This is a genomic window from Pseudomonas sp. GZD-222, assembly GCF_049310525.1.
Classification (GTDB): domain Bacteria; phylum Pseudomonadota; class Gammaproteobacteria; order Pseudomonadales; family Pseudomonadaceae; genus Aquipseudomonas.
This window is the reverse complement of sequence record NZ_JBMOWO010000015.1, coordinates 15,677-42,237: the sequence shown is the minus strand read 5'-3', so window position 1 is coordinate 42,237 and position 26,561 is coordinate 15,677. Positions and strand designations below refer to the sequence as shown.

33 protein-coding genes are annotated in these 26,561 nt (G+C 50.6%); 8 read left to right on the top strand and 25 right to left on the bottom strand.

Going from position 1 to position 26,561, the window contains the following annotated elements; genetic code table 11:
- Window positions 1-4: 4 nt before the first annotated feature.
- The 6 genes from ACO6VD_RS02495 to ACO6VD_RS02470 form a co-directional block, all read right to left on the bottom strand.
- Window positions 5-805 (bottom strand): phage BR0599 family protein, encoded by an 801-nt coding sequence (locus tag ACO6VD_RS02495; protein WP_422416800.1) that lies wholly within the window; start codon window positions 803-805, stop codon window positions 5-7.
- On the bottom strand, window positions 780-2,294 hold the full coding sequence (locus ACO6VD_RS02490) for a hypothetical protein (RefSeq protein ID WP_422416798.1): 1,515 nt from the start codon (window positions 2,292-2,294) through the stop codon (window positions 780-782). Before ACO6VD_RS02490 ends, ACO6VD_RS02495 begins: the two co-directional genes overlap by 26 nt.
- Complete coding sequence (locus tag ACO6VD_RS02485; RefSeq protein WP_422416796.1) at window positions 2,291-3,232, bottom strand: hypothetical protein; 942 nt, start codon at window positions 3,230-3,232, stop codon at window positions 2,291-2,293. The genes ACO6VD_RS02490 and ACO6VD_RS02485 overlap by 4 nt, the downstream gene beginning before the upstream one ends.
- Window positions 3,229-4,101: a hypothetical protein gene (locus ACO6VD_RS02480; RefSeq protein ID WP_422416794.1), complete on the bottom strand. Its 873-nt coding sequence runs from the start codon at window positions 4,099-4,101 to the stop codon at window positions 3,229-3,231. Before ACO6VD_RS02480 ends, ACO6VD_RS02485 begins: the two co-directional genes overlap by 4 nt.
- A gap of 35 nt (window positions 4,102-4,136) precedes the next feature.
- A complete protein-coding gene (locus tag ACO6VD_RS02475; RefSeq protein WP_422416792.1) occupies window positions 4,137-6,893 on the bottom strand; it encodes a phage tail tape measure protein in 2,757 nt (918 codons plus the stop codon).
- Between the two features lie 307 nt (window positions 6,894-7,200).
- Window positions 7,201-7,608: a phage pre-tape measure protein gene (locus tag ACO6VD_RS02470; protein WP_422416790.1), complete on the bottom strand. Its 408-nt coding sequence runs from the start codon at window positions 7,606-7,608 to the stop codon at window positions 7,201-7,203.
- Between the two features lie 108 nt (window positions 7,609-7,716).
- On the opposite strand from ACO6VD_RS02470, the gene ACO6VD_RS02465 reads away from it, so the two are divergent.
- Genes ACO6VD_RS02465 through ACO6VD_RS02455 form a run of 3 tightly spaced genes read left to right on the top strand, consistent with a single transcriptional unit; the run spans window position 7,717 to window position 10,058 of the window.
- Window positions 7,717-8,061 carry a hypothetical protein gene (locus tag ACO6VD_RS02465; protein WP_422416788.1) on the top strand — a complete coding sequence of 115 codons (345 nt, stop codon included), beginning with the start codon at window positions 7,717-7,719 and terminating at the stop codon, window positions 8,059-8,061.
- Complete coding sequence (locus ACO6VD_RS02460) at window positions 8,055-8,672, top strand: histidine phosphatase family protein (protein WP_422416786.1); 618 nt, start codon at window positions 8,055-8,057, stop codon at window positions 8,670-8,672. The genes ACO6VD_RS02465 and ACO6VD_RS02460 overlap by 7 nt, the downstream gene beginning before the upstream one ends.
- A 9-nt stretch (window positions 8,673-8,681) precedes the next feature.
- Window positions 8,682-10,058, top strand: a complete 1,377-nt coding sequence (locus ACO6VD_RS02455) for a hypothetical protein (protein WP_422416784.1) — start codon at window positions 8,682-8,684, stop codon at window positions 10,056-10,058.
- Window positions 10,059-10,095: 37 nt separating this feature from the next.
- Here ACO6VD_RS02455 and ACO6VD_RS02450 read toward each other — a convergent pair whose 3' ends face one another.
- The 7 genes from ACO6VD_RS02450 to ACO6VD_RS02420 form a co-directional block, all read right to left on the bottom strand.
- The gene (locus ACO6VD_RS02450; RefSeq protein WP_422416782.1) at window positions 10,096-10,872 is read right to left on the bottom strand and encodes a hypothetical protein; all 777 of its coding nucleotides are present in this window, start codon (window positions 10,870-10,872) and stop codon (window positions 10,096-10,098) included.
- Window positions 10,873-10,911: 39 nt separating this feature from the next.
- A complete protein-coding gene (locus tag ACO6VD_RS02445) occupies window positions 10,912-11,358 on the bottom strand; it encodes a hypothetical protein (protein WP_422416780.1) in 447 nt (148 codons plus the stop codon).
- Window positions 11,355-11,828: a phage virion morphogenesis protein gene (locus ACO6VD_RS02440; protein ID WP_422416778.1), complete on the bottom strand. Its 474-nt coding sequence runs from the start codon at window positions 11,826-11,828 to the stop codon at window positions 11,355-11,357. The genes ACO6VD_RS02445 and ACO6VD_RS02440 overlap by 4 nt, the downstream gene beginning before the upstream one ends.
- A 2-nt stretch (window positions 11,829-11,830) precedes the next feature.
- Window positions 11,831-12,196, bottom strand: coding sequence for a phage protein Gp36 family protein (locus ACO6VD_RS02435; protein ID WP_422416776.1), 366 nt, complete (start codon window positions 12,194-12,196; stop codon window positions 11,831-11,833).
- Between the two features lie 141 nt (window positions 12,197-12,337).
- The gene (locus ACO6VD_RS02430; protein WP_422416775.1) at window positions 12,338-13,291 is read right to left on the bottom strand and encodes a minor capsid protein; all 954 of its coding nucleotides are present in this window, start codon (window positions 13,289-13,291) and stop codon (window positions 12,338-12,340) included.
- Window positions 13,291-13,746, bottom strand: coding sequence for a lysis protein (locus ACO6VD_RS02425; protein ID WP_422416774.1), 456 nt, complete (start codon window positions 13,744-13,746; stop codon window positions 13,291-13,293). Before ACO6VD_RS02425 ends, ACO6VD_RS02430 begins: the two co-directional genes overlap by 1 nt.
- A complete protein-coding gene (locus ACO6VD_RS02420) occupies window positions 13,743-14,207 on the bottom strand; it encodes a lysozyme (RefSeq protein ID WP_422416773.1) in 465 nt (154 codons plus the stop codon). Before ACO6VD_RS02420 ends, ACO6VD_RS02425 begins: the two co-directional genes overlap by 4 nt.
- Before the next feature lie 271 nt (window positions 14,208-14,478).
- Here ACO6VD_RS02420 and ACO6VD_RS02415 point away from each other — a divergent pair, with 271 nt between their 5' ends.
- Window positions 14,479-14,736, top strand: coding sequence for a hypothetical protein (locus tag ACO6VD_RS02415; RefSeq protein WP_422416772.1), 258 nt, complete (start codon window positions 14,479-14,481; stop codon window positions 14,734-14,736).
- A 175-nt stretch (window positions 14,737-14,911) separates the two neighbouring features.
- On the opposite strand, the gene ACO6VD_RS02410 is transcribed toward ACO6VD_RS02415, so the two are convergent.
- From ACO6VD_RS02410 to ACO6VD_RS02375, 8 genes are all read right to left on the bottom strand, one after another.
- Complete coding sequence (locus ACO6VD_RS02410; protein WP_422416771.1) at window positions 14,912-15,298, bottom strand: hypothetical protein; 387 nt, start codon at window positions 15,296-15,298, stop codon at window positions 14,912-14,914.
- Complete coding sequence (locus ACO6VD_RS02405; RefSeq protein WP_422416770.1) at window positions 15,298-15,810, bottom strand: hypothetical protein; 513 nt, start codon at window positions 15,808-15,810, stop codon at window positions 15,298-15,300. Before ACO6VD_RS02405 ends, ACO6VD_RS02410 begins: the two co-directional genes overlap by 1 nt.
- 49 nt (window positions 15,811-15,859) lie before the next feature.
- Window positions 15,860-17,641: a hypothetical protein gene (locus tag ACO6VD_RS02400; protein ID WP_422416769.1), complete on the bottom strand. Its 1,782-nt coding sequence runs from the start codon at window positions 17,639-17,641 to the stop codon at window positions 15,860-15,862.
- Between the two features lie 4 nt (window positions 17,642-17,645).
- The gene (locus ACO6VD_RS02395; RefSeq protein WP_422416768.1) at window positions 17,646-17,957 is read right to left on the bottom strand and encodes a hypothetical protein; all 312 of its coding nucleotides are present in this window, start codon (window positions 17,955-17,957) and stop codon (window positions 17,646-17,648) included.
- Window positions 17,958-18,045: 88 nt separating this feature from the next.
- On the bottom strand, window positions 18,046-19,203 hold the full coding sequence (locus tag ACO6VD_RS02390; RefSeq protein ID WP_422416767.1) for a hypothetical protein: 1,158 nt from the start codon (window positions 19,201-19,203) through the stop codon (window positions 18,046-18,048).
- An 81-nt stretch (window positions 19,204-19,284) separates the two neighbouring features.
- Window positions 19,285-20,079, bottom strand: a complete 795-nt coding sequence (locus ACO6VD_RS02385; RefSeq protein WP_422416766.1) for a hypothetical protein — start codon at window positions 20,077-20,079, stop codon at window positions 19,285-19,287.
- A 102-nt stretch (window positions 20,080-20,181) separates the two neighbouring features.
- A complete protein-coding gene (locus tag ACO6VD_RS02380) occupies window positions 20,182-20,514 on the bottom strand; it encodes a hypothetical protein (RefSeq protein WP_422416765.1) in 333 nt (110 codons plus the stop codon).
- Window positions 20,515-20,531: 17 nt separating this feature from the next.
- Entirely contained in the window at window positions 20,532-20,870 is a 339-nt protein-coding gene (locus ACO6VD_RS02375) for a hypothetical protein (protein WP_422416764.1), read from the bottom strand.
- A 151-nt stretch (window positions 20,871-21,021) separates the two neighbouring features.
- Here ACO6VD_RS02375 and ACO6VD_RS02370 point away from each other — a divergent pair, with 151 nt between their 5' ends.
- The 3 genes from ACO6VD_RS02370 (at window position 21,022) to ACO6VD_RS02360 (ending at window position 22,327) form a co-directional block, all read left to right on the top strand.
- Window positions 21,022-21,282, top strand: a complete 261-nt coding sequence (locus ACO6VD_RS02370; RefSeq protein ID WP_422416763.1) for a hypothetical protein — start codon at window positions 21,022-21,024, stop codon at window positions 21,280-21,282.
- Window positions 21,283-21,573: 291 nt separating this feature from the next.
- Window positions 21,574-21,864, top strand: coding sequence for a hypothetical protein (locus ACO6VD_RS02365; RefSeq protein WP_422416762.1), 291 nt, complete (start codon window positions 21,574-21,576; stop codon window positions 21,862-21,864).
- Window positions 21,857-22,327: a hypothetical protein gene (locus ACO6VD_RS02360; RefSeq protein ID WP_422416761.1), complete on the top strand. Its 471-nt coding sequence runs from the start codon at window positions 21,857-21,859 to the stop codon at window positions 22,325-22,327. Before ACO6VD_RS02365 ends, ACO6VD_RS02360 begins: the two co-directional genes overlap by 8 nt.
- Here ACO6VD_RS02360 and ACO6VD_RS02355 read toward each other — a convergent pair.
- On the bottom strand, window positions 22,306-23,124 hold the full coding sequence (locus tag ACO6VD_RS02355) for a hypothetical protein (RefSeq protein ID WP_422416759.1): 819 nt from the start codon (window positions 23,122-23,124) through the stop codon (window positions 22,306-22,308). The two genes, ACO6VD_RS02360 and ACO6VD_RS02355, sit on opposite strands and share 22 nt — an antisense overlap.
- Window positions 23,125-23,369: 245 nt before the next feature.
- Here ACO6VD_RS02355 and ACO6VD_RS02350 point away from each other — a divergent pair, with 245 nt between their 5' ends.
- Window positions 23,370-23,657: a hypothetical protein gene (locus ACO6VD_RS02350; RefSeq protein WP_422416758.1), complete on the top strand. Its 288-nt coding sequence runs from the start codon at window positions 23,370-23,372 to the stop codon at window positions 23,655-23,657.
- 168 nt (window positions 23,658-23,825) lie between these two features.
- On the opposite strand, the gene ACO6VD_RS02345 is transcribed toward ACO6VD_RS02350, so the two are convergent.
- The 3 genes from ACO6VD_RS02345 to ACO6VD_RS02335 all read right to left on the bottom strand — a co-directional run bounded on the left by ACO6VD_RS02345 (window position 23,826) and on the right by ACO6VD_RS02335 (window position 26,544).
- Complete coding sequence (locus ACO6VD_RS02345) at window positions 23,826-24,836, bottom strand: YiiX/YebB-like N1pC/P60 family cysteine hydrolase (RefSeq protein ID WP_422416757.1); 1,011 nt, start codon at window positions 24,834-24,836, stop codon at window positions 23,826-23,828.
- A gap of 20 nt (window positions 24,837-24,856) precedes the next feature.
- On the bottom strand, window positions 24,857-25,588 hold the full coding sequence (locus ACO6VD_RS02340) for a hypothetical protein (RefSeq protein ID WP_422416756.1): 732 nt from the start codon (window positions 25,586-25,588) through the stop codon (window positions 24,857-24,859).
- A 74-nt stretch (window positions 25,589-25,662) separates the two neighbouring features.
- Complete coding sequence (locus ACO6VD_RS02335) at window positions 25,663-26,544, bottom strand: hypothetical protein (protein ID WP_422416754.1); 882 nt, start codon at window positions 26,542-26,544, stop codon at window positions 25,663-25,665.
- Window positions 26,545-26,561: the final 17 nt, after the last annotated feature.

Below are 26,561 nucleotides of genomic sequence, written 5' to 3'. Positions count from 1 at the left end.
TTTATTAGTAAACTTGAAACGGGTTATCAGTCGGGATCGTCAAAAAACCTAGGAAGTTATCGAAGTTACCAAACGAATGACACGAAGCCGCAGAGTGATCGCACCCCTTTGCCACTTGAATAGCATCACCAACCTTGAGCCCATCAATCGGAGACATCAGCTTAAATGCATCACCAGAACAGGATGTAATCATGCGGAAGTCACTTCCGTTTTTTGATAACAAACCTGTGAGGTAGTAATCGTCCGGATTCTTCTTGCTGGCAACCTCGACGGTGAAGCCGTTGTCTTTGATCGCCGTTACCCTGGTGTCTTCTTGCCAATCCTGAATCTGCAGGCCGCACCTGGTGTCGTAGAGGTGATGGTTGCACTGGCTTTGGTAGCCGCAGCGAAGCACTTGGCGGGTCAGAGATCTGGAGACAGGGTTGCATGCGAGGCTGGCGATGCTGTTGTTCCAGGTGACGCTGGTGACTTCCCCGGCGAAGATGTTGATCGACTCGCCTGGGAGGTCGCGTTGGGTTTGGAAGACCTTGAGCGTGACGTGGTTGGAAGGTAGGTGATTGCGGAAAAGCAGAGGGACTGGGGAGTCGCCCGGCATGTCGAGAGTGAGCTGGTTTTTGTAGTCCTCAGCTGTGCGCTGGACTTTGCCACGCTTCAGGCTCAGAGGCTTGTAGACCAGGCCGTCTGTGTGCAGATGCTGCCTGCTGCCGGAGGTGTAAGCGTACTTCTCCGTCCCATGCTCAAAGAGGAAGAGTTCGATAGGTCTAGATAGTGAGAGCGCTTTATGTATCGATTGCAGCGTCAGCATAGAGTAGTTGTCTTATGTTTTTAGTTATAGTCGACACTTCGCTGGTGTCGAAGATGTAGCGAAACTCGTCAGAGTCAAATCTTGCAAGATACAGCGGTACGATTGTTTCGATGTCGGTTTGCTTCAGGGCGGCAGTGGTTTCTTTTACTGTGATTGTTTCTGTGCCGTCAGGGTTGCCAGTGGCATTCAGGATTGTTCTGTAAATAGTAGTTCCATTGTACAGCTTAATTGCGACTATTGGGGCGAGCGACCTGCTATTGGTGAAGTTACTGTATCCACTGCTTTTAATCTTAACTTTGTAAGTTGGGCCATAAAGGTCTTCGCTGAGCTCGAAAGCTTGGCCTGGGCCCTCAATGTAAAACTCACCCTGCGCGCCGGTCATGAGTTCTGCGAAGTCCTCGAATCGCTGACGCTCCTGCTCGGAGAAAAAGATGAAGGTTTGTCCAAGGATCTTCACAGTGCCCCTGGCGCGGTCGTAGATGCTGCGTGCTCCGATAAGAGGATCGAGGATCTCGCGGCGTCGGTTGTACTGAGTTGTGACGTCTTTAGAACGGTCTGGGCGGAACGGAAATACTGGCCGGGAATTCAGGCGCTCGAAGTCATCGACCGGGACTGGTTTGCGGATCTGCGTTTCGTCAAGGTCGTACGTGATCGAGTGCTGGTCGAAGCCGCGCAGGATAGAGGTGGAATTCGACTCATCGGCTGGGTACGCGATTCGGGCTGGGAGAACTACCGCGTTGGTGGAAAAGGTTTTCTTAGCCAAGTGTTTTAAGGTCACCACTGTCCCGGCCACGGACTCTATGCTTACCACCTCACACTCATCACCCTCGGAAATCAGGAGCGTGTCGGAAGTTCTCACGTGCGCGTTGATCGCCTCCAAAATAACGGATGTGTCCCCAGGCTGCACTGCGCGTGACAGCTGACATTGCAGCGGCCACAGCGGGACAATCATGCTGCCGGTCGACGTGGATAACTTGTTATCAAACCGATACTGCTGTTCGTCGGTCATGCTGTACATGTAGCTCAGCGAGTAGCGTGGTATGTCTCGAAGAGCGATGCGTTGCTCGGTGCCGTCGAATGCTTCGATCACCTCAGTAAGGTACTGAATGCTCATTTCCGGCTGCGTCGACCAGTCAATCCGTTCCGGCATTACCAAGGCCATCGAAGCTGTCAGATTGAAGCGGTACGCAGACCCAGTGCCAAAGTCGAAACTAGCTGTGTAGTCGACCTCACCCCCCGCTTGGCTCAGGGAAACCTTGTAATCAAACGACTCGAATGATGCTAGCGAACCCGAGGTGACACCGTGGAGCTCGATGCCAAACGCGCCTGTCTGCGTTAGTCCGGTCAGCTGCTTTGGTGATATGAATGAGTGCCAGAGCTCGAACGAAAATTCTGCACCTGGCACAACGACCCCGGCGTCAATCTCCGCTGGGGTTAGGAATACATTGTCGAAGAAATAAGTGCCGAAACTGCGGGCAATTTGATTCATGGCTTAGCGTCCATCAATACGGCAATGCCGAGGTTGAAGTGTGGGTAGCCCCGATCAGCCGGGAAGGCCTTGGTGTACTGCGGAAACACCAGGAACCGATGAGCCCCGAGCTCGTACACGGCACCCGGCTCGAAGGCATCCATCGGCACCAGGAAAATTTCCGGCAGCTCGGCAAATGGAGCAAACCCACCAGAGAACTCAGTAAAGAGAGTGATCGGAACCAGTCCATCCAGCCCACCGACCAACTCTTTTGCTCGTGAGACAGTCCCGACATTTCCGTACTCAGTCCCATTTTGATGGAAGTGCGGAACACCAATCAGCGTACCCTGGCTGATTGGTCGAAGAGGCCCCCACGTCCTGCCACCAACATCCCAACCCGTCCATTCTGAGTGAGCCAGACGAACACCAAACGTTGCGTATGCGTTCGCAAACAGCGGCTGCTTTTGCTTACTCAGATAACTCTCAGTGGACGTCACGAACTGGCCGCCGCTACCAACCGAAAGCACAGGCAGCACACCGAACGACAGACACGAATACAGGCCACCAGCACGCTCAGTGACGAACATCACCAGGTCACCCGAGATAAAGAAGTGGCACACCCCAGCGCCTTCCCCTGACTCGACATAGCACTTAGGTGACGACTGAAAGCCAACTTGATTCACGAAGCCCGCGCTGTCGCTGTATCCACTAGCTGCCGAGACGATCACTCCGTGTTGACCAATTGAGCTGGCAGCGTAGTAATCGACGTAGGGGCTCGACTCTCCGAAGCTGCGCAAGCAGAAGAAAGCCCCGCCTTTCGAGATCATCAACTGGATGCCGATACGCGGATCACTAAAGCCGCCATAACGATTCACAGTCCAACCTTCAATTTCAAGCCGCTGCTTGATCACTGCAACCAGGTCATCAGCAGACGTATACCTCGACGAGTAATGCTTCACGACAACCTCAGCCCGTATGTCTCAGACCCTTTCGACACGTTCGGCACGACAAGGTAGTCGGCCCCATCGACCTTGATGACCGACTCAGCAGCACGCCCCTGTGGGATCGCAACGACGCCATCTAGATAACCCAGCCACACCCCATCATCCGCATTCAGGGTATCTGTATCAGACGACCGCCCAGAGCTCACTAGCAAGGCTGGATACACCACCGCGCCGCCGTCGATTTTCGACCTCAATCTGTGGAATTTCCCATCAAACGGATGAATGAAAGAGTACGAATATGAGTATGGAAATTCGTTAGTAAATGAAGAAGATCCGCCAGAGTTGCCCCCAACGATCTGCCAGCCACCATCAGGCAAAGAGACCTTTGGGCAGTATTGGTTGCCACCCGACATAAAGGGGTACGCCGATTCTTTCGACCCACCGAGCTCGCCCGAGCCACCAATGAAGCAGGGAAACGGGTACACGCGATTTGAACCGAACGGCAGGATCAGCCCCGCGTAAAACGAGTAGTAAGCCGACCCAGCTTTGATGACTCCGCAGAACCGACGCGAATTCACCAACGTCCACACCTTCATCGGCCCAGCGGGCAGCACAAAGCTCGGCAGAAACGGCGAGTACGCATAGCTAAACCCACCAGCCTGTGAAGCGACAGGTTGCCCAGGGTCGAAAACAGGGAATGCCTGAACCTCGACAATCCCAGCACCGATCACAAACGCGACAAACCCCTGATTACCTGGCAGTCCGAACACTTTCTCAGAAGAGGTGTCACGGACTACCGACCAGCCGTTTGACGGCAAAATATCAGCACATAAAGATGAGAGCCAGGCAGCACCACCGGCATAGTTGGATATAGCTACTGTCATTGTTTATATTCTTATTAGTCAGTAGCTATATATTATCACAAGTTTTTCAGCTCAGATCTGTTAGCCCTCATGAAGTTCATGAACACACGCTCACCTTCCGGGCCTTCAAGAGCACTTGCAATAGACGGGGCGTCAATCATGTTATTTATGGTAACCCTTGGTTGTTGATATGACTGCCCGCCATCACTATTTCTACCACCTTTGTCATAATTATCCCTGTGGCGCGGACTGTTCTCAGTTAATACTTCCTCACCTTTCTTTCCGATAATCAGGGCTTCGTCTTTGGTCAAGCCTAGATTTGGCATTTGACCGATAATGCCTCCAGTATGGAACTTTGGTAGCCCACCAGAGCCTCCAGAGCCGCCGAGATTTCCGAGCATTCCCATCAATGTGCCTGCACCCGCGCTGGCACCACCGGTATAGGCCGAAAGCATCGACTGGATCGCAAGCTGAATCAGCAGCTTCGCAATGATCTTCGATACCTCAGTCAGGACGCCCTGGGCAAAGTCAGAAAACGCTTCTTTCGCTGATTTCGTGCCGGAGATAAAGTCAGTAAACAGCCCCTCCAGGCCACCTTGCAGGCTGCTCGACACGTTGTCAGTCAGGGTTTGCAGGTCGAACACTTCGGCCCGAGCGTCCTGAGCCGATTTTTTCACTTTGTCGAGATCTGCCGGGTTGCCAGTGACCTCTGCAGCCTTTGTCCCACGCTCTTCGAGCTTGTTGGCTTGGTCAAGGTAGTCCAAGGGCGAGATCTGATGCTTCTCAAGCTTTGACTTCAAAGCCGCGAACTGGCGCTCGATCTCCTGCATTTCAGCCTGTGCTTTCTTGGCGGAGATGAGCTTCTGGATTGCTGTCGAGTCTTCGCCAAGTGACTCGAGATTTTTGATGGTGTCTTTGAAATCCGACTCGATCTTCTTGATGTCTGCTGAGAACTGATCGCCGCCGATGGCAAGCAGCTCGATCTGTGCATCAGCTTTGATCTGGGCCAGTTGCTGCCTGATCTGACCAATCTCTGCGGCCCTGTCGGCCTTGAGCAATGCGGACTGGTTGACGAGCTCAGCGCCGATTGTTGCTTGATCAGCGCGCTTGCTGGTGATATCAGCTTCGAGTTGATTGATCGTTGCCAGGATGCCTGGGCGGTCATTGAGGTTCTGGGTTGCGGCAAGGAGCTTCTGCTGACCGGAGAGGCTCCCCTGGAGGGCCTTAATGTCGACTTCCAGAGAGCGCTTTTTCTGCTCGCTTAGCTTCTTCGCGGCTTCTATCTCGATTCGGAATTTTTCATCAGCGATCTGGACTGCCGACAGGTTTTCGAGACGCGCTCGCTCCTGCAGGCCGGACAGTTCAACCTGTTTTTTCGTGTCGATCTTCGAGATGGTGATGTCGATCTCTTTTTTGGCGAGATCGGCCTGAAGCTGAGCTTGGGTGGCTGCGATTTGGGCTGAGGCAGCTGCGTTTTTGGTCTGAAGTTTTACGATTTTGTCTTGGTCGGACTTATCCTTTCGTCTCGCTAACTCAGCATTTGTTTTGTCTTCATTTTCAAGAACCTTGGCCTTGATCTTTGCCATGGTTTCTTCGGTTTGTTTCTGATAATCGCCGTCATTCCAGACCTTGAAGTTTTCTAGGCCAGACTTGTGGGCCTCGTCTTTCAGTACCTGGAGTTGCTTGATCGTCTCTCCAATGCTTTTGTTTTCGGTCGCCACTTGAATGGGCTTGCTTGACGATTCCTGAAGTCCGCTCAGAACACCTTGGAACTTAGATATTTGACCGGCAGCAGCGTCCAGGTTGAATGTATTGGCGAACTGCTTCATCGGCTCGATGAAAGTGGAGTTCAGGAATTCCAGATTCTTTGCAAATGCCGCTCTGAAGATGTTTACGAGGCCGTTGGCACTTTTCGTGTAGATCGAGTCGAGAAACTGGAATTGCTTCAAGTTAAACTCGGCAAAGGAAAGAACTACTTCCTTCATTGCACTGTAGGCAACCACGAACGCGTTCTTCACCTGGGTGGTAAAATTTAGGCTGGCTACAACGCCCGAAAATACATCAAGGAAGGTCTGCCCAATGTCCTTGACAGGTGTTTGGGTATCTTTTGAGATTCCGACTATGGCTTCAGTCACCATCTCTGTCAGGGCGGTCAACTCAGGAGCGATGTCGGCAACTATTTTGTTAAATGCAGTGCTACCAACTTTTTCAAGCTGAGCGAATGATTTTCCCAGTTGTGAAACAGTCAGGGTGTCTACATCCGACAGGGTAAGATTTAGTCGTTCAGCCTCGGCGCGAAGCCTTTTGAACTCAGCTCCACCGTTGCGCAGAACTGGAAGCAGGTTCCGCAGGGAGTCAGACCCGATTTGATCAAGAAATGTGAACGCTGAGTTATCAGACATTCCTTTAATCGTCTCTGAAATTTTATCTAGCTGCTCTAGGGGATTGAGCTTGTTAAATTTCTCGGCAGAGATGTTCAGGACTTCAAAGAAGTCGACTGCGCCGCCAGAGCCAATAGAACTGAACTCCTCAACCTTGATCCTGACTTCGTCCAAAGCATCCAGAAACTGGTCAGGCTTGACGTTTGCCCCGTTAAATGCCGCGTACTGAGCAGCAGTTAGATCTTGCATCGTTACGCCCAGGCGCTTCGCAGCAAAGTCCAACTCAGTCATTTGCTCAATAGCATCATGAAACTTGAATGCCAGACCCACGCTAGCAGCCAGTGCAGTAATTTTACTGAAGGAACTCGTGAGTATGTTAGATGCTTCATCCTTGGCTTTAAGGACTAAATTAATTACTGCATTGCTAGCCATGCTTATTGCTCTCCGGCAATTTTCATCATCAGGTCGTTAAACGGTTTAGAATCCCCTGAAACGCAAGATATTCGGCTCAAGTGATTGCCATACATCTCCCCAAATAGCTGCTCGCGGCTAAGTTCTTTTTGAACTACAGCAATCCTGAACAGCTTTCGGATGGAGTATTTGTACGGGTTTAGGTGTGGGGTGTTATGTCCCCTTGATATTAAGAATTCACAGTTTGAGACAAGAACGTCGACAAATTTATCTAACGCTCCACCGTCCTCAGCGCTGTCTTTGCGTTTCCTTTCTGCTTCGAAGTCTTTTACTTTTTCAGCAGCTGTACGATTGTCGGCCCGAGCTTGATCAGGCTTTTTTTTAGACCGTCAGGGAAAGTAAGCGAGAAAACTGCAGCTAGCAGTTCAACCTGGGTCATCAGGGGAAGGTTTTGTACGTGCGCAGCCGCATCAGGTTCTTTGCAGCCAAGTGCGATACACGCAGCACCAAAGCCAGGAAACTGAAGCATGATGCCCTTCGAGTTGTCGGTATCCTTGAGGTCTTCTTTGGCATTCTGCAAGAAGATAGCGCCCAGGATTTTGCCGTGGCTATCAACCAGGCGGACAAAGTCCTCAGTGGTCAATCCATACACATCGAAGGAAACTTCAGGCTTATCTTCGGATGCCTGAGCAATGACAACTTTCTTAAACGGAACAACAAGGTCGAGCAGAGACATGGATGGGCCTTTCTTATTATTATTCTTATATACACATCATATCATTTCGATTGACACAGGTGGGCCACTGGTCAAAAATGGTTTGAGCTCAAAGGCACGAGGCCCATGATGCAAAAAATATCGGAACTAACGCTTGCTGAGCGTGATGATTATGTTTGCCGTCAAAGCATTGCCGTGCTGCAAGTTAGTGGGTATGACATGCCACTTGATGTTGCACTGGATTACTTGTTGGATTCTGAATCGCAGGATGGTTATCGGTTTGATGTACTGGACTGCGTGTTTAACTGCATTTCCTTTTCCTTAGAGCACAAGCGTGATGATGCCGAAGTGAAGGAAGCTATGGAAAATATGCTGCAGCAGGTTGGTGCTGAGCATGTGCATCGACTGACTGACCAGTTATTCAAGATTGCAGAGGCTGCGGCCAAGGACGAGCTGGAGCCGGTCGTATGCTGACGGTTCACTTTGTGCGTCATGGGGAAAGCGCTGCGAACGCTGGCAGTGCTTCGTCAGACCCGGCGCTGATTCCGCTGACTGAGAAAGGCTGGGCGCAGGCTCAGGCTGTTGCGGGGTCGTTCTACCAGGCCCCGAGTTTGATCGTGACGTCTCCGTTTGAGCGAGCTGCTGATACCGCTAGGCCGACCGTTGAGCGTTTCCCAGGTGTGCCAGTTGAGACCTGGGCGATTGAGGAGTTCACATACCTATCGCCAGGTAGTTGTGCAAACACGACGGCTGCTGAGCGGAAGCCTTTGGTAGATGCTTATTGGGGCTCGGCTGATCCGGACTTTGATGGCGGGCCAGGTACGGAGTCGTTTAGCCACTTGATCAGGAGGGCTCGATCTACCCTTATTCGACTGAACGGTATGACCGGCACGGTGGTAATCTTTGGCCATGGCCAGTTTATGCAGGCAGTCCGCTGGCTGATTACCCACTGCCCAGAGACGATTGATTCTGAAGCAATGAAAACTTTCAGGAAATTTGATATTGGCAATACAATTGCTAATTGCGAGTGTATTGAATTCAGGTACGACGGTCGCGCCTGGAACTTTGTAGCCATTGATAAATAAGGGATTGAAATGAGCAAGTTCTCTATGAAGCCAATGGATGTTAAGCGCTTCACCGCCTTGGTTGGGCCATCCAGAACCCCAGGTGCTGCATATATAAGCAAGGAGCTTGCATGGTTTAGCAACTCCGACGAGTCAATCCTTGGAACCATACTTTTAGACATAGAAGATAGTGAATTCGTTTCTATATTGCTGGGTAGAGATGAGGGAAGGAAATTCCGCTTATTCGACTTGGAAACCGGTATCAAATCGCCGAGAAAAGCACAAGAGTGGCTTTCGAAGCGCATGGAACATCACACCGCATCTGGCAAGAAAGTATTTGAGCAAGGGGATTTCACTGGCGAAGTCATGGACTTGTTCACCCCTATCGTTGCAGATAAGAAGCTACATCCATTTTTCTTGAGACTTCGAGACGAGCCGTCCTTCTCCTCTGCGAAGGAGATTATCGCCGAGATGGCTCCTCACTTTGTAGATATTGATGGTAACTACGTTGAGCAGTTTCAGTCCACGGGCTTCGACGCGAGGCTGTGGGAGCTCTACTTAAATGCCTACTTGGTAGAAGAAGAGCTATTCTTTGATCGTGAGCACTATGCTCCTGACTTCATTGTAAAAAAATTCGGCAAAACGGTTGCCATTGAAGCTGTCATCGTTGGGAGAAAGGAAGCAGTCACAGACGAGACAATTAATCAACCTATCGAGCCAATGCCTCCAGAAGAATTGCTAAAGAAAACGATGGATGAAATGCCAATCAAATTTGGTAGTCCTTTGTTCTCTAAGTTGAAGAAAGAATACTGGAAGCTAGACCATGTAGCCGGAAACCCTCTTGTCATTGCCATTGCAGACTTTCACGACAATCAGTCCATGACTTGGAGTGGTACGGCACTAATAAACTATCTTTATGGTGTTCGCCACGAGTTCTCAAAAGACGAAGAGGGAAACTTAGTGATATCCCCGCTGAAAATTGAGACTCATCAGGTCGGTAGCAAAGTGATCCCTTCAGGGTATTTCTTCCAACCTAACGCTGAGAATATTAGTGCGATATTGTACACCGCTGGAGGCACTATCTCGAAGTTTAACCGAATGGGTAAGCAGGCTGGTTTTGGAAGCGCCTCTGTCATTATGCATAGGATGGGAACTCACCATGATCATGATCCCAACGCATCACTTCCAAAAATGTTCGCTTATGAAGTGAATGAGCAGTGCGAGGAAACATGGGGGGAAGGTGTATCGATGTACCACAACCCCAATGCTCTGCATCCAGTCCCCCGCGAACTCTTCCCTTCAATCGCTCATCATAGATTCGATGACGGACAGATTGTAAGCACCCTTCCAGAGTTTCATACGTATTCCTCACAGACACTAATGTTGAATGTCACGGACAAGATATAAATTAAGGGGCCAGCTGGCCCCTTAATTTTAATGTGTCTCAGGCTGCAGTTACGTGCTCTTCAACGAACAGCTTGGAGAGTCCAGCACCTGTAACTGCTTTGGATACCAACAAGGTGCCCTTGATTTCCTGGTCAGCGTAGTCAGAAGACAGGAGCTGACGCTGAGCCGCAGGAGACAGCGAAACCTTGTGATAAACCACCTTTACCGGGGCGTCGTCAGCAGCGATGTTTCTACCATCAAAGGTAATGCGGACGTTCTTACCAGTGTTTGTGAAACCTTCAATCCTGCGAACAGCCGCTTTCTCGTAAACCACATCGATAACGTCTCCATCTTGAATTGCAGAGGTTTTCGGGAAATACAGAGAGCCATCCGATACTACGTAGTCCTGGCCTTCAATCAGGGGCTCGGCTTCGCCTCGAATCGTGGCGCTGGTCAGCGTGGTAATAATACCTGGCACAATAGCGTTGGACTGCTTGAATGCCTTTACAGATGCAGTAGCTCCCGGCACAGCGGCATCCTTATAAAGATCTCCGAACAACAGGATGGCTAAGATGTCTGGATTGTACGATTTGAGCGTCATGGAAAAATCACCAGAGCTCTTGATGACTTTGGACTGCGCAACACCCAGCGTGCCGTAAGTCATATCCATCATCTCAACCTTATCGGTGCTAAGAGCGACTGATGCAGAGGAGGCTTGGCCGACAAATACAGCACCGCCCACTGGCTCGTCGTTAGAGTCAAGCAACTCAAACATTGCGCCGCCGTTTCCGATCCAGCCAATCGTGTTGTCTGGAGAGTTAAATCCGTGAGACATAAATTTACCTATTCTTATTATTATGGGTTTGTTTTGAGCTCAAACAAGCACGATTCGCTGCGACCAGATAACTGACCAGGCGCTAAAGTCTGACTTGCCGTCAGTGACGCCGTTAAATGCTTCTTTGACTAATTGTAACACAGGGATCTTAGTGTTTGTTTTCGGGTCGCCACGGAAGTTCTCAATCATCTTGGCGATTTCAACAGCGGTGTCGGCAGCGATAGATGACATTCCGTGAGTCGTTGGATCTATCTTACCGATCACCCAGGCTCCAAACATCGCATCCAACTCTAGCTTCACTCTGGAGTTCCTGTCCGGGACGTTACCACCGCCGCACGACAGGAGGATGTACGGGCGTTTGCCATCAAGTTTAAGATTCTTGAGGTCATCTACTTCGAGTTCGCCGGAGAAGAACCTAATTGTTGGCTTTGACGGCAAAGCTTCCAGCTGGGTTTTAATTAGTTCAAGGTGATCGGAGATATTCATGCAAGCGCCTTTTCGACGTTCTTTATTAGTATTTTAACATATTCATTTTTCCACTTGTCCGGCAGCCCACGTTCTTTGCTTGGCAGGAACATACGCTGTTTAACTCTAATCCCGTTTTGATGAGTATCTGCGTACTCAAGGGGTGATCCCAGGACGATGCTCAGCCCGCGAACCTCGCCACTGATGCTGTTGCGGAGCATCCCGGTGTCGAGCAGGGGTTGGCCCTGGCGGTGCTTGATGTCAGTCCATTTCTCACCGTAGGGGTTCACGGATTTTCGGAAATTGGATTTGATCCTGTTTTCCCATAGTGCCGCGACTTCCTGCAGGCCTGCCCGGATGTGCGGGGTGTTCGGGCCGAGCTTCTTGACCTTCGCGGCAAGGGCCTGGAGCTGCTTCGTGTTCGCTACGAGCTCTACAGACCTGTCGCCTGATGAGGACGCTGCGAGGGCTCTGGCGATGACAGAGATCATGACTAGGCCCGGAAAAGACGGATGTTGGTGAGCTTCGATCCGGTTGTAGTCTGGCCCTGTGACACAAGGTGGATCTTGCCTGTTGCGACACCTTCAAGGAACGCCAAGGCGTCTTCATATCGCTTGCGCAGGTTTTCGCTGTCGGTGTCTGGCCATGCATTGTACCTGGCGATATCGAGCACTGAGCCTCGGACATCTGCGATAGCTACTGGGTCGACCAAGGGCACTGCAATGCCGTTTGAACGGATGTAGGTGTCTGCGAGCCGCGATGCTCGGTCGATGGCCCTGACAACCCTGGTTTCGGCGTCGTCAGGCAGATCGTCGTCTCCGAATTCATTCCTAAAATCTTCATAGCTTGCGTAAGTCATAAAAGCGTTTCTCTTAGCCAGAGTAGTGGTGGTTGTCCTCGCCCTTCGGCGGGTTTTGATCTACCCCCACTACCTATCGCTTTCTTTTTTTTCTTAAATAAAGAGGTAGTAGATGGGGTGCCCGTGGGCAGTAAACACGAGTCATTCTTGATTCAGAAAAACTTCTTTTGATCTCAGCTGATCAAGGGCAATCACGTGATGTGTATCGAGATCCACGAAGCTTTCCAAGGGCTGTCCGGACTTCCAAAGCCTGTATCTCGCTGGGCCAAGAATCGCTTCCTGCTCGCCTGCAGTCTGCTTCCCCAGCCAGTCTTCATACCCGTCCGTGAAAGCGGGCTCATCATCACTGACTGCGATCATCACCGTGCGACAACCAGGATGAAACGGAGGCACCTTGCGGCCCTTGTCCGTCGTCTTGTAGATCTTCCCGTCCAGCGCTCGGCACACAGGCGTGGTGCGTGAGTCGAGCACGGCACTCAGCTGATACGACCCGAACCCAACACGCTCAAACGTCCTCAATGACGCCTGTGACGTCACATGCGCCGATGCAGTCCGAACCATGACCTCAGCGTTGCGCTTCGCTCCGAGGAATGGGTTACCAGGATCAGCGTACAAGGCCCCAGTTATCTTCGATGTCGACAGGCCATTCAGCACCCCAAGTCGGATGGTCTGCTTCACCTTGATCTGCGTAGCAAGCCGTTGCTCGTCGAGCCATTCGCCCAAGATTTTGCCGTCAAACGGGTCGCTGCTTACGATGCTCTCGACCAGCTTTTCTGTGACCAGGCTGTTGCTGAAATCGAATCCCAAAAGCTTGCTGGTGAATTCCGACTCGTACACAAACAGGTCGCCGAGCTCGCGCTTGAGCGTCTCAGACATGAGCTCGTACTCATCAGTGATGAGCTTGTCGATTGTGACGAACGTCTTGCGTAGCCGTGCTACAGCATTCCAGTTTCGTGCTGTCATCGCTTCGTCGAGCTCAGCTTTCACTGAAGTCTTCAGCGCCTGCAGGTGGAGTGCAGCTTGCTTTGCGATCCGGGTGAATTGCCCCCTCATTGCGACCTGATGCTTGATCGTCTTGTTCGCCAAGGAAGCCATCACTTCACCCCCTGAACAACCTGACGGATGTAGTCCTGGAGCCCCGCGATCTGAGCTTCAGTCGTAACTATTTGCTCTCTGAGACGTAGATAATCCTGTCCAGCATTGGCTGTAAGCGCGGGCTCTCTTGCATCATCCACGCCGGCGGTGCCGGTGCTGGGTTGCACTGCTGGACAGGTGGCACGGACGAGCACGCGCTTAGTGCCAGCAGCGAGCTGATCACGAAGATTGTCGATCTGGTTTTTTGCATCACTCATTTCCTGAAAACGTTGTTTATCTAGGGCATCGCGAGCCTGGAGTGCCTGACTAGCCTGCCGCGCCTGGTGCTCAAGCTGAGCCACTTTGTCATGTGCTTCGTCGATTTCACTCAGCATCGCATCACGATTACTCTTGAGCACAAGACCGCCCAGAAGAGCCGCGACTGCGAACAGGGCGATCAGCAGGTACTTCGTCATAGCCCCACCTCGCACAGCGCACGCTCTTCTGCACGGCGAATAACTAAACCAGGGTATATTTTGCCGCCCGCTCTAACCCATTCGTCCAGCCATGCGCACGACGCTGCCACTTCCCCCTTATTGAGCTCTTTAAGTAGTGTCGAGCGACCAAATTTCGATGCGCCGACATTAAGAGTAAATGACGACAATGCGGAGCGCCTTTCTACCGGAAGCTCATCTTTTGCTAAGGCATCTACGGATTTAATGGCAGCAGTAACATCCAAGCGCAGTAGTTCTAGGCATTCAGCTGCAGTTTTAACCTGTCCCATGACGACGCCAGCGGTATGGCCGTAGCAAATAGTCGGAATTCCGATAGGGTCAAGATAGGCTTCATATCGCACACCTTCGTAGTGCATCACTAATGATGTGGTCAACGCAACTGTGGCGGAAAGAGTGGCGGCAGCAAGACGCTTATTCAGCATGATCAGCTTCCTTTTGCTTTGCCTCACTCTCCTTGGCTTCGCGCTTATTCTTCAGGACTGAGAATGTAATCTGACAAACAAGATATAAAACAGTGAGTGCTTTAATCCAGTCGTCGACAGACATTCCGCTTATCGATGCCGTTATGACTGCAACAGGAGGAGAAAGCTTTGTGGCCTCCACAGTGACATATTGAGAAATTGACATTAGACTTTCTTCTTATTATTATGTGAGTCTATTATTTATTGTAACACTTAAATTGAGGTAGTGTTCATGAGTGCGGATTATGCAAGCGTACTAGAGAAAGAAAACTTCAATCCGGACAACCCATTCCATGTCGCACTCAAAAAACATGGCAAGTACAATTACGACAGAGTTATTGAGCACGCTACAATGCTTCAGATTGATGAAATCGCCAGTGGACAACCGATATCAGGCATCGCTGAGGCAGTAAAACTGAAAGCCCTGGAGATCTTTTCAGATGAAAGATATATGCGAGGCATGAAGCTCGAAGAAGACTTAGGGCTCTGAGGCCTCGACAACCTTCTTCACCCGCGCTTTTCGCACAGGCTTCTCAGCAACTACAGGTTCATCAGGCAGAGAAGCCCCTGGCTCACCAAATCCTAGCCCCCGCCAATAGCCCTCAGCAACACTCCCAACATCCACCAGCACCCGTTCCTCTCCAAGGCCTAGCCACACTGCATTCTTACTCATTGTTTGCCTCCAAAGTCGGCCAGGGATACTCAGCCTTAATTTCTTCAAATCTCGCAATCGCTGCGTCCCGCACTGCCTCCCAGCCATCTTCGCTCATGAGCTGCATCCGCTGGGCTTCTGCGAACAGCCTGTCGCTGCCTGTAAATTCGTTTGCGTATGCTGCTTTGCGCAGGCTCTCAACTTCTTCTTTCGTCAGCACGTTTGCTACGAATGCTCCGATCTCGCCGTGCTGGCTGTCGAGGATTTCCTGGTACACCTGGCGTCCGAGCTCAACGATGTCGTCAGGATGCGCGGAGAAGGGAATCCAGCCGTAGACTTGGTGATTTATCTCGCAGTCGTAACCGCCATTGCCACTAACCCTTGGGTTTCTAACGTCCATCACGCAATCCTCATCCAGATCGTGGCCCTGGCTATATAGTTTGTGCCGCCATTAATTTTCCATGACATCTGTCGCCAAGTGCCAACTCCAGGCGCAACTCCGGCAGTACCGTCCAGAGCCATCATAGTAATCCCAGTTCCTGGCGCAGCTTCGTAATAATCACCAGTCCTGGTTCCGGCAGTTACATCACGAGCAATGCAGTATGACCCGACTTCGTATCTTCCAGGCAGCGCAGATGACCCACCTGAAGGTTTGCTTTCAAGAATGGCAACACGATCATCAAGCTTGTCTAGATCTTCGGCAACAAGAGCAACTTGATCCTTTGCTTGTTGCGCCAAAGTAGTTGCAGCTTCGATATCAGCTGTTTTATCACTCAGAGTAACTGCTGCATCCACGATCTGTTTAATCGTAGCTTTTTGCGAATTACCAGGGCGATGAACATGTAGTGCGGCGTTTTGATTTCCGTCCCACACGCTCTCTAAGTCACTGGGGCGTTTCTTATTAGTAGTCATTTGAAATCCTGTTTGCTTTGAATGCAAATCTTGTTATGTGGATATTGTATCACTCTTCGATGAGTTGATATTCGAGTAGATCAAACTCTCTGTAGTTTCTGGTGAGGATTAGCTTGTCATCTTCGATATCTATCTGCATCAGGCTCGCATCATTTTCTGTTACGAAAACATCTGTGAATGTGATGCCACCATCGTAAGTAACTGTCACAGATCTCGATGCTGCATCGTTTCTAAAGATTGCGAAATCACCCCTTGAATAACCTTCCAGAAGGGCTGAGTCGACGATTGTCTCCTTAGATGAACCATCTTCCAGATTCATTATTGTGATTGATGTGCCGTTTTTGACGTAGAGATACTGGTCGCCCGCAGTGATTTCCCCTGGGCTTTGGACTATTAGCTCGTGAGTGCCGCCGACATGGATCTCATATACTCCAGCGTAGTTTGTAGCTATTGATGTAGCTGTGACGAACGTTCGACCAGCGCCCGATGTTGCCCATCCTGAGTACCGCCCTGTGTTGACACGGATGTCGTCGAATGTCGGGCCTGCAGTGATTTCGAGGGTGACCGGGTTGATAAGATGCGAGAGAGAGAAGTCAGAATTATATAGCCAGTCTTCTTCTCCGAAACTCACAATGTCTGGCACGTTGTCATTGATAACATCAAATACGAGGTTAGTATCAACGCCGTCGAATCGCACCAGCCTATTTCGACCGCCATCTAGTCGAAGATAATAAGCAGTGTGTAATGTTTTGAAGGCGCCACAATATCCGTTGTGCAGGTAATTCTTTTCAACTGTTCGCGGCGTGTTGCTTGCTAGGTCTTGCTCGTCCTCAAATATCAGTGTTTTTTGATCAAATGTAGCTAAGTAAGCACTACCGAATTTAACGATGCCTTTTACATAGCCGCCGAGGTAACCAAGACTAGCTGTGGTGCCAGGCTCAGTATCGACGCCGATTATTTTCTTGATCTGCTTAATGAATTGCTCCCACGCGATATAGCGGCCTGCGTCGTCGACTTCCACGAACTCAAGGCCCGCAAGGTCTGCGTAGATCGCGTCAGGTGCGGATATCGAGCCCGACATTGGATCTGGCTTGGCGTCCACCGCCACATCGCCTGGCTTGGTTCCGGGATCTTGCGCACCTGGGGATACGACAGACCAGTCCCCGTTATCGTCCGCCACGCCCGTGCCCGTGCTCCCATCAGGAAAAGTAACTGTGATCTGATCACCTGGATTCGCTCCACCACCACCAACAGTCACTGAGCCGTCCGGGTTTGGCGTCACGTCATCGACTACAGGCTCACCTGGCTTAGGATTAGTGATGACACCGACGTCGCCAGGATCAAGATCTGGGTTGTGCGGAACATCAGGAAACTCAACTTCCCAGTTACCATCTTCTCCAGCTTCGCCGGAACCTGTCTCACCACCAGGCAGAGTTACTTCTACGTCATCACCAGGATTCGCACCGCCACCTCCAACGACAGTCCCACCACCGTCTCCTGGCTTCACTTCGCCTGGCTCCGGGACACTAGGTTTATCAGGTGTAGGAACCTGATCGATGATTAGATCTGGCGCACCCGGCACAGGCGTCACAGCACCAGGCGACGTCACAGTCCACCCACCACCGTTGCCGACAACACCAGTCCCAACCGACCCATCAGGGAACGTAATGACAATGGTGTCCCCAGGCGTGCCGCCACTACCGCCGACAGTCACCGATCCATCAGGATTAACAACGATGTCGTCGATCACCGGAGAGCCGATCACTAGGCGCACGACACGGCGCAGGTGGTAAACAGTGAGCGATAGGAGATTCCGACCCAGAATATTCATCGACTCATCTCACTTCATGAATCCAGACGGTCGCTGGATCTTCCCCAGCCAACAGCCTGACGCTGATCTGCTTGCCCCTGTTTGCATTCAAATAGCAGCCGCCACGGGCATCGATTGGCGCGTCTGAGTCAGTGACAGAGGTGCCTTCAGCAAGGTGGATCAGGGATTTGCAGAATACGTATACCGCTTGGCCCTGGATGACCTGGCTCGTGAATGCGTTGCCTTGTGTCAGGCCTACTTTGCCGCGAGAGATTCCGGGGGTAACGATTGGCAGGACTGCGCCGTTTCGCTCAATTGTTGCTGTTACTTCACTCATTCCGAGCTCCTGAAAGTGGAAAGCCCCCGCTGCCGGGAAGCGAACGAGGGCTTTAGTGTTGCGAGTGGGCTCCGGGGAGCCCGGTGTATCAGTGTCCGCCGAAGCGCTGAGCCCGCTCACTCGCAGTCACAACGACACCAAACAGGCAGTCGATCTTGGTGTGAGTCATGAACGTGGTTGGGTTCCACCAGCTTGTAACACGCAGCGGCAGCCCAGTCTCAGGGTGAGCCATAGTAGAAATGGTTGCATTGCCAGGGTTCGCAACTGGCTCAAGCTGACGGAATGCGATGGTGATTGCGGAAGGGTGGAAAGCCAGATCCTGACGGTGGTCACCAGCGACTTTGACAGCTGTGCCAGCCTGAATTACTGACTTGGTTGGCTCAGTAACGTAGACCGAAACATTACCGGCCCCATCAGCATCAACAGTTGCGCTGACCGCGAAAGTTTGTCTAGTTCCTGCGACACTAATGGAGTCACCTTCGTTGAATGTAGCTCCAGGGGTGGCCCCTTTAATAACGAGCAGAGTTGCGCCTACAGCGCTTGCGACAGCGAGCGTAAGTGATTTATCTTGTGCAGCAGTGCCTGCTTCGTGGATTCCAACTACGTTATCTTCATACGTGTCAAAGCTGTATTTGCGGCCAAGGTTACCTTCAGTCTCAGCCTTTGCATCGCTACCAGCAGTGAAAACTTTGATCAGCTCACCTGCAGTCTCGTTCGACAAAATGAGATTTCGATTATCCCAGATCTTGAGTTTATTCATATTCTGGCGGGCCAGAATCATGTCGTATTTACTTCGTTCGTTGGCTGAATCAAGCAAACCGGAAATATTACCGATTTTCTTGTACTGCTTCATGAGCGCTTTGTTGATATTCCTGCCCGCAGCATCTGCCATGGCCAACAGAGAATCTGGGGCATACCCAGGAATGGTGCCAGCGTACTCTCTATCAGAAATAGCACGCTCAAGATAAATGTGCTCAGTCAGGCGCAGGTCTACTGTATCGACTTCAAGATCTTCAGGAGTGGAAGGCGCATTAGTCTGATATTTAACGTCTTCAATGTACTGCGGCTTGGGGATGGTAAGAACTTCCCCCTTTTTCTTTGCCTCATCCGCAGTGTTGATTGTTACCAATCTTGCAAGAGGGATGCGCTCATCCATGCGAGCTAGCAGTTGGGGCAGATAGGCTTCAGTTTGGATTTTTGAAAAATCGTTACCGAACGCCCTAAATACAACAAGGCTTTGAGTCATTTGCATACCTATTATTATTTTTATTGTGGGTATATTTTACGGATGCTCCAGGTGAGCATCCGGTTGTCGCATTGCAGAATATCAAACAGCAACAATTTCTCCGCGATTATACTTTGCGAGAATTTCAGCCTTTTCTTTTGGGTTGGCTTTAAGAAGCTTCATCTGGAACTCAGCCAATGGCATTGTATTCGAGCCGCTTCCACCACCTTGCTTACCACCGCTACCTGGCATTTGTTTGAAGTAGTGAGGATGTGATTCCGCCAGGTCTGCGACCCATTCCTTTGGCGTGAGCGCACGACCAGATTTCCCCATCGTGACGTTACCGTGCTGATCCCGACAAATTGGCTGCCCATCATCTGTCAGTTGCCACATTCTAGCAGCGAGGTTGATAAGGTCGTTGAGAGCGGCGGGATGAAAGAATTCATTTTTCAGCGCCTCGTTTCCAAAGTGCTGGTTGATCTGAAATTGCTTCAGTCGACCTTTCTCAGCCTCAACAGCCTTACGCAGTTCTTCTTTCTCTGACTGCTCGGCCTGAAGTTTTTCTTGCCAGGTTTGGTTGTTAGCATTCAAGCGCTTATCAAGAAGCCCCTGAACATCCAGCTTACCGGATTTGAGTGCAGCCTGATCTTCAGCATCTTCTGCCTGCGCCAGGATCGCATTCAATTGATCCTGAACTTTCTTCTTCTCAGCGAGAATCTCAGAGTTCTTTGACTTCAAACCGCCAGTTTCAGCAGCGAGTGCTTTTGCGACTTCGGCTTTGAGAGTTTCTTGGAATTCTGGAGTTTCGTGGATTGGTACTTGAGCCCCTGGCTCTGGACTGCCTTCTTCTTCACCGTAAGCTTTGAAAACGACAAGACCATTGTGCTGCTTCAACATTGATTAAATCCCCCAAGGATTCTTATTATTGTTTTATGTTGTACAGCCATAATATCATAAAAAATGGCTTGGGGGATTTTGTGCAAATAATTCTTGACTATCTTAAATAGCCTTCAGGATTGTGTATTTCGTATCTTGATCGAGCCTGTCGACTCGCTCTACGAACTCGCTGAGAATGTCGAACTTGCCTGCCTTAGCATCTTTTAAGATGTCCGGGATCATTCCCAGGTCGAGCATCGTGAGAAACAGTTCATCTGAACCACGACCACCATAAACCGAGGACTCCCATAACTCATACAGCTCCCTGGCGTTGGGCTTAACGATCCCATTCGCAAGAAGGAAGAGTGTTGCCTTCAGGCCTTCGGCATTCTTTCCGCCCTTGAAAGCTTCATGCGCCTGCATGTACATATCGAACTGATCTACAAATTTACTCATCGTCGCTCTCCTTTTTATTATTCTTCGATGATCTGTGCCATTACGCCCAGAGCCAGCCATTTCAGACTCTCTGGCTCAGTAAAACTTTTCACGTCAAAAACATACCTAACCCCATCAAAAATCAAATCCTCCGCCATCACCAAGGCGCAGATTACTTTTCGCTCAAACCCCTTGATCGCACTGGCGTGCTCCGGGCTGTGATACTCATTGATTTCATCGAAGATCTTATTGCTATCAAAGTTAGATAGGTCACTAGCCGGGTAGTGCTTGCGCTTTGAGTCAAATCCACCGACCAATCGAATTGCGCAAATCTCTTCAGTTTCAGGGGTGAGGTTTAGGATTTTAACTGTCTGCATATCACTTCCCGAGAGCTTGGGCTCTTCTTATATATGGGTATTCTAACTTTTGAGCTTTAACAGTTGCAAATATTTATTCAGCCTCGTTGCGCGACATATTGCTCACTGTCAGAATAGCTAAGTGGACGACAATAAAAATAAGAGAGTACCCATGCTGAAGAACAGCTTTTCCCTGAACCCTCATGTACAGATTATTCCTGGAGAGCCTTACCACTCCTTTGACTGCAATGGAAAGCCAACAGAACTATTGCAACGCTTCACTGCAGTTCGCACCAGTAACGGCAAGTACATTTACTCTGAAGTCCTTCCCGCTTGGGGCAAAAGCCAGGCCGATATACGCGAGTGTTTTCGAGGCTACTTTAGCTTTGAGTTACAATTATCCAGCTTGGATGGTTCGAGTGATAGCGCCTAACTCTGCCCCTACTGCAGACCCGGACATTACTAAGTAGAACTGGGGTCTCCATTACACCGAGCGCATCTGACAATGAGAGCGGAATGCCAGCTCGCTGAGATCACCGGCACCTCGATCATCAGGTTTGACGACAGAGCCTTGCAGGGCGAACTAGCGAGACCATGGACTGAGCGCCTGCCACTTGTCCTGCTGTCTGAGCACGAGCTGCCGCAGGGCGTGGCTTACGAGATTCCGGTCGATTACGTACACTCACTCGATCAGATCGATGCCAGGGCAGCGCTGGAGGGGTGAATGAGTTTTGACTGGGTTTATGACGGCGTCGACATGTCGATTCGAGACTACTTTGCAGAAGCTATCGCGAAGCGGGAGCCTGGTGTGACATTCGACGACTGCGTGCATGACTTCATTGGCTATGAGCTGCAAGAGATGGTCAACGCTAGCGACGTCACTGCTTTCCGCTCAAAAGACGACAGTTGGGTCTACAAGCGGCAGGTGTGGTCGCCGAATCGCGTGTACTTCATCTGCGAAGATGGTCGTCAGCAGGTGCAGTCCAGGCCTCGGAACCCGTCAGCGCATGACTGATATCCCTGCATACTTCATCGACTTCGAGGCTTCTGGGATTGCCCCAGACAGTTACCCAATCGAAGTAGCGGTCGTGTTCCCTGGCGGCGAGTACCAGACCCTAATCCAGCCCGCCAGGTATTGGGATCATTGGAGCCACGACGCGCAGGACATGCATCAGATCACCCGTGAGCAGCTCATCAGCGAAGGCCAGACACCCCTGGCAGTCGCGCAGGAAATGAACCGCCTGTTTGACGGCAAAATCCTCTGCTCCGACAACCCCGCAGACTGCTACTGGCTCGATGTCCTGTACGAAGCCGCTGGCATCGACCCCACGTTTGAAGTCAAACCCATCGAGGCATTTGCGGGTCGTGAAGCTGCGTCTGAGATATTTAAGCGACTTCCTGTGCGCAAGGGGCATCGAGCGCTCGATGACGCCAAGGCATTCTCCTGGACAGTCAGTCAGTGGTTTTCGACGACGTAGCCAGACGCCTTTGCTGCATCAGACAGTTCTTTGAGATCAAGCATCATCTGCGCCCTAGCGTATGTGTTTGACTTCAACATTCGCACGACATCGGGCGCATACGTCGAGCAGGCGTCCTTCACCTCACACATCTTTAGGGCAATTCGGGCTGTCCGGAAACCAATCGACGTGGCTGTGTTTTTATCCGGCTGTGCAGCTCTCATTACCATCCCAAGCCCGTCTTTGACGCCAAGGTTGGAGTTGTAAGCTACTTGAATATAAGCCGCGAGCACTTCATGAAACAGTGACAAGAACTGATTGTTGCTCATGCCAAGCTCGGGCCTGTTCATCGACACAGCGAGATCCCAAGCTTTGCGGTCAATCCGCATTTCAGTGAAATTCTTACAATGAACAGCTTCGTGGAACATCGTAGTTGTCGTCTGCATCTGATTGTGCGAAGCCATGACAATTGCACATGTTCGGCTTACAGACTCGTTACCAGGAACACTAAAGCCGCCTATGGCGTAACCCACAACGCCGTGCACTTGAGAGTCAGGTATGAGCTTAGATACAAAGTAATCGAACGTTGCTTGACCTATGCCTGCCTCTTTAACCGCTTCAGGGTCTAGGGAGGCCATAAGCTCAGCTGCATTATTACCAAACAGAAAAACAGGGGTAACCGTACCCCCTACAACAGGCTTAACGACATCAAACATCTGTGCGGGAATCGACCCAGACTGGTACAGATTGACTGCTGATGAGCCTGTCGACATGACCGCAAGCAAAGCAAAAACTATAGACTTCCCTGACATCGACACTGAACACTTCCTTCCTGGCAATAGGCCATCAATATATCAATATTCATAAGTTCAGTACAGCTCTAGGTTTGTTAGCAAAGCACCTGCGGACATTATTTTAAGAGTATGCTGCAGGATACGCATCTGTGTTTTCAGGGGTTTTAGGGTTATATCGCAACAAAGTTCACTACTGATCAAATATCCATATATACGCCGCGCAGTCTCCTTTTGCATAATACAAGCATTAAGACTCATAAAGGTGCCTCATGGATATCGTTGACAGTTACGCCAGTAATTACATTGATCTTGTTCGGGTAGGTTGGAGTAGTGCCACCTCTATCTTTAAGGCTCTGGAACAATTCGACGCTGAAGACCGCAAGGAAATCGCAAGCCGACTCTATGAGGTCATTGAATTCAACTTTGAGCAGCCGTCTGTGCAGGACTTAGTCAGAAAAAACCTCAAGTCGATTAGCCCAGACGCTGACTTGTCGTGGATTCCGGACTGGAGAAAGGACTATGAAGCTCTTCACGCGTCGACCGAAAACAAGAACTGAGATCGATGAAGAGCAGTTCATCTTAGCCGCAAACTCCCTCAAAACCCTCCAAGTCCCGCTTGGAGGTTGCATGAGCATCGACCCTGAAGAAATTCGCGATCAGATCATTGCAGCAAGAGAGCAATACAAAGACCTGGTGAACCGGGATGGCTAGTTTGACAACAAGGCCTAACGTTTTTTCTGTCCATACAATTTTAGGATTGTTCTGGCGCACTTGAGCCTTTCTTGGTGGCCAAAAGCGAGCTTCATGTACAGGTTTTTGAATAGGGCGAATGTTTGCAGATGTGTCCTGATTTCAAGGTCTTGGTATACCAGCATCATCTTACCCCAATGATCGAAATCTCCGCATGCCTCATGCTCCAGTGTAGATTCACAGTAGTCTATGATGCCAGATTTACGCACTTCGTCTCCCGAGTGATAGAACTGAGCCATTGTCGTGAGGTCGTAGCGCCATGGGAATCTTGAAACTTCGACCTCCCAGAAGTTTAAATATCCAGTGCGCTTTAGGGCAGAAGCAATAGAATCGTCGAGTTCGGGATTCTTCAGCAGTGATGTATGAATATCAGATACGACTCTGACCGACGAGTCTATGTTCTTCAGTTCACTCATTAGTTTCGATGTTGATTCTCTGAAGAGGATGGTTGTGTCGCCCTGTCGTGACAGCAAGTCAATGTCTTCTTGGGTAACAGTAGCGACCGCGTCAGGAATCAGCTCCACTAAATTTGATTTTTGAATCTGCGCGGGAGTGCATGCATCAGGGTTTTTAGTGAACATAATGCCCTGGCTTGCGTAGGCTCTCGATACAAGGCGAGAGCAATACTGCATGCCGTTGCCTTTCATGCCAGGAAGAATAACTGAATTCATTGCCCCAGCTAACGTATATGGCGCTCCGTTTTCGCTGCGTACATAGTCAATTACGCCCTGCATCTGTTCAGGTGAAATGGCTTGTTTTAGTCTATATGCATAGATTGCACAGCTGTCGTCATAAAACATCTTGTCAACATTTCTCGCCTGGACACCTTCACCAGTCGAGTCCATCACTGAGCTGTTAGCAACACATATCATGGCGTGAGATATATCGCTATTAGTGAAGAATTTGATTATTTTGCTTTGGAACTCCACGGATGTTGAGAGGATTATGTCGCCTTTTTTAAGCTTGGACGAATCAATCTTTTTCACTTTTAGTCAATCCTTTCCGATCAGCGGCACAGCGCTTGCCATTCTTCGGCTAGAGCTAAAAACTTTTTCATATCATCGCGCATCATACACACCCACATGAATGCATCATCTTCTACGCTGTCATCGATTTCCGGCTTACCAACTAGGTTGATAATGTCTACCAACTGTCCCAGCAATTCTGTTCGATCTGCACGCTCTCCATGTTCCTTTATTCTTGCCACACAGTCCGTTAAGTCCATCCACACTCTGGCGTGATCCACCCCAAGTGATACTGCCAACTGAAGTGAGTTAGAGAACTTCGGGTAGCCCCATTTTGCAATGAATGTTAGTGATAGAAACTGTCGCAAGTCCGGCTTATTCTTCAGAAGTAACTTAGATGCATCGATCTCTTCTGTTCGCAGCTCATGAAACTTCCCGAGTGGTTCGGCGTGGGCTGTGATCCTATCGTGCAGGAACGTTTCTACAAGCGAAGAAAGTAGGGTGCTAAGAATTCCCTTTGTTTTTTGCTCAGTTCTACGCCTAGGAAATAGCTCAATGACGAGATAAAAGAAATATGCAGAGATCAGGCCGATGAGCAGGTCGCCAGAAATGTCTTCAAAAGCATCCGACTGCAGCGCGGCAATGAGGCTGGGCCAGGCCTTCATCCCATCGGGAACATCGAACTTGATCTTGACTGCGAGTAGTAGGACAAAGGCAATCCAGGCGCCAATGAACAGCCAGAGCTCCCTGCGATCCCTCAAGAAACCGAACATCCATATCTCCATAAGAAAGGGCCCCGCAGGGCCCATTTGCACTCAAACTGACATCATACTGCCAGCCTGCCTGGTCAGCCAGTTGAGCTGCTCAGCACCTGCATGTGCTCCAGGACTTGGTCGAGGAACCGGCTTTCGTCTCCGTAGTAATGTGAGGATGGCTCGTGAACGGCAAATCGGTTCGATCTAACTTTCCAAGCGCGATACCAGGCATCTTGCGGAGCGACATAGACAGCCGGCCTACCTGAAAACTGATCAGCTGTGATATCGACAACCAGGCCATACACCTCCAACCAAGCGTGAGTTGCCCCACCCCGCTTCTCACCGCATACGTAGTTGAATTCGCCAATATCCAAGCTGTTTAGATGCTCTCCCAACAGCTCGGAAATAGTCCCGCAGCAGCCCTCAGGGAAGCCCCGGATATGCCCTGGAACCCATGCGGTCGCCATCACATGCTCGACAGCATCACGGAAGCGACTTACAAGCTGGTTAAGCGAAACCTGGAGCTGGAACTGCACATCGGGGTGGATCATTGGATCACCGAGTGTCGCGAGGTAACCAGGGTACTCAGCCTCAATCAGTCGGTGTTGCTCCTGGTACATACCGTCGATGACAGGTGCGAAACGCGACATGCTCGCTTTCAGGGATTCCCTGGTCTCTGGTGTTTTGGCCTGGCTGAGCGGCATCCAAGATGCGTCGGTGGGGTCTGCACGGTACTTCGACGCTCGCTCGGACACGTTCTTGTAGACAATCAGCCGGTTCAACTCCAAGTGGCTAGGGGACTGGCTTCCGAGCGCTCCGGCCTTGCCCAGGCCTTCGATGACTGTTCGGGTGGACAGGCCGGCCTGCTGCCCGGCTGCAACCAGGTCAGACGTACTCGACGCTGGGTCAACGAGAATCGGGCGTCCGGCCAGGACTACCAGCTCCTGGAAATCCTGAAATACTTGATCTTCCACTAACAAAATCCCCCAAA

Bases quoted from the DNA above. Each gene is read 5' to 3' on its own strand.
- ACO6VD_RS02495 (WP_422416800.1), bottom strand. From the start codon at position 805: ATGCTGACGCTGCAATCGATACATAAAGCGCTCTCACTATCTAGACCT.
- ACO6VD_RS02490 (WP_422416798.1), bottom strand. From the start codon at position 2,294: ATGAATCAAATTGCCCGCAGTTTCGGCACTTATTTCTTCGACAATGTA.
- ACO6VD_RS02480 (WP_422416794.1), bottom strand. From the start codon at position 4,101: ATGACAGTAGCTATATCCAACTATGCCGGTGGTGCTGCCTGGCTCTCA.
- ACO6VD_RS02475 (WP_422416792.1), bottom strand. From the start codon at position 6,893: ATGGCTAGCAATGCAGTAATTAATTTAGTCCTTAAAGCCAAGGATGAA.
- ACO6VD_RS02470 (WP_422416790.1), bottom strand. From the start codon at position 7,608: ATGTCTCTGCTCGACCTTGTTGTTCCGTTTAAGAAAGTTGTCATTGCT.
- ACO6VD_RS02465 (WP_422416788.1), top strand. From the start codon at position 7,717: ATGCAAAAAATATCGGAACTAACGCTTGCTGAGCGTGATGATTATGTT.
- ACO6VD_RS02460 (WP_422416786.1), top strand. From the start codon at position 8,055: ATGCTGACGGTTCACTTTGTGCGTCATGGGGAAAGCGCTGCGAACGCT.
- ACO6VD_RS02455 (WP_422416784.1), top strand. From the start codon at position 8,682: ATGAGCAAGTTCTCTATGAAGCCAATGGATGTTAAGCGCTTCACCGCC.
- ACO6VD_RS02450 (WP_422416782.1), bottom strand. From the start codon at position 10,872: ATGTCTCACGGATTTAACTCTCCAGACAACACGATTGGCTGGATCGGA.
- ACO6VD_RS02445 (WP_422416780.1), bottom strand. From the start codon at position 11,358: ATGAATATCTCCGATCACCTTGAACTAATTAAAACCCAGCTGGAAGCT.
- ACO6VD_RS02440 (WP_422416778.1), bottom strand. From the start codon at position 11,828: ATGATCTCTGTCATCGCCAGAGCCCTCGCAGCGTCCTCATCAGGCGAC.
- ACO6VD_RS02435 (WP_422416776.1), bottom strand. From the start codon at position 12,196: ATGACTTACGCAAGCTATGAAGATTTTAGGAATGAATTCGGAGACGAC.
- ACO6VD_RS02430 (WP_422416775.1), bottom strand. From the start codon at position 13,291: ATGGCTTCCTTGGCGAACAAGACGATCAAGCATCAGGTCGCAATGAGG.
- ACO6VD_RS02425 (WP_422416774.1), bottom strand. From the start codon at position 13,746: ATGACGAAGTACCTGCTGATCGCCCTGTTCGCAGTCGCGGCTCTTCTG.
- ACO6VD_RS02420 (WP_422416773.1), bottom strand. From the start codon at position 14,207: ATGCTGAATAAGCGTCTTGCTGCCGCCACTCTTTCCGCCACAGTTGCG.
- ACO6VD_RS02415 (WP_422416772.1), top strand. From the start codon at position 14,479: ATGAGTGCGGATTATGCAAGCGTACTAGAGAAAGAAAACTTCAATCCG.
- ACO6VD_RS02410 (WP_422416771.1), bottom strand. From the start codon at position 15,298: ATGGACGTTAGAAACCCAAGGGTTAGTGGCAATGGCGGTTACGACTGC.
- ACO6VD_RS02405 (WP_422416770.1), bottom strand. From the start codon at position 15,810: ATGACTACTAATAAGAAACGCCCCAGTGACTTAGAGAGCGTGTGGGAC.
- ACO6VD_RS02400 (WP_422416769.1), bottom strand. From the start codon at position 17,641: ATGAATATTCTGGGTCGGAATCTCCTATCGCTCACTGTTTACCACCTG.
- ACO6VD_RS02395 (WP_422416768.1), bottom strand. From the start codon at position 17,957: ATGAGTGAAGTAACAGCAACAATTGAGCGAAACGGCGCAGTCCTGCCA.
- ACO6VD_RS02390 (WP_422416767.1), bottom strand. From the start codon at position 19,203: ATGACTCAAAGCCTTGTTGTATTTAGGGCGTTCGGTAACGATTTTTCA.
- ACO6VD_RS02385 (WP_422416766.1), bottom strand. From the start codon at position 20,079: ATGTTGAAGCAGCACAATGGTCTTGTCGTTTTCAAAGCTTACGGTGAA.
- ACO6VD_RS02380 (WP_422416765.1), bottom strand. From the start codon at position 20,514: ATGAGTAAATTTGTAGATCAGTTCGATATGTACATGCAGGCGCATGAA.
- ACO6VD_RS02375 (WP_422416764.1), bottom strand. From the start codon at position 20,870: ATGCAGACAGTTAAAATCCTAAACCTCACCCCTGAAACTGAAGAGATT.
- ACO6VD_RS02370 (WP_422416763.1), top strand. From the start codon at position 21,022: ATGCTGAAGAACAGCTTTTCCCTGAACCCTCATGTACAGATTATTCCT.
- ACO6VD_RS02365 (WP_422416762.1), top strand. From the start codon at position 21,574: ATGAGTTTTGACTGGGTTTATGACGGCGTCGACATGTCGATTCGAGAC.
- ACO6VD_RS02360 (WP_422416761.1), top strand. From the start codon at position 21,857: ATGACTGATATCCCTGCATACTTCATCGACTTCGAGGCTTCTGGGATT.
- ACO6VD_RS02350 (WP_422416758.1), top strand. From the start codon at position 23,370: ATGGATATCGTTGACAGTTACGCCAGTAATTACATTGATCTTGTTCGG.
- ACO6VD_RS02340 (WP_422416756.1), bottom strand. From the start codon at position 25,588: ATGTTCGGTTTCTTGAGGGATCGCAGGGAGCTCTGGCTGTTCATTGGC.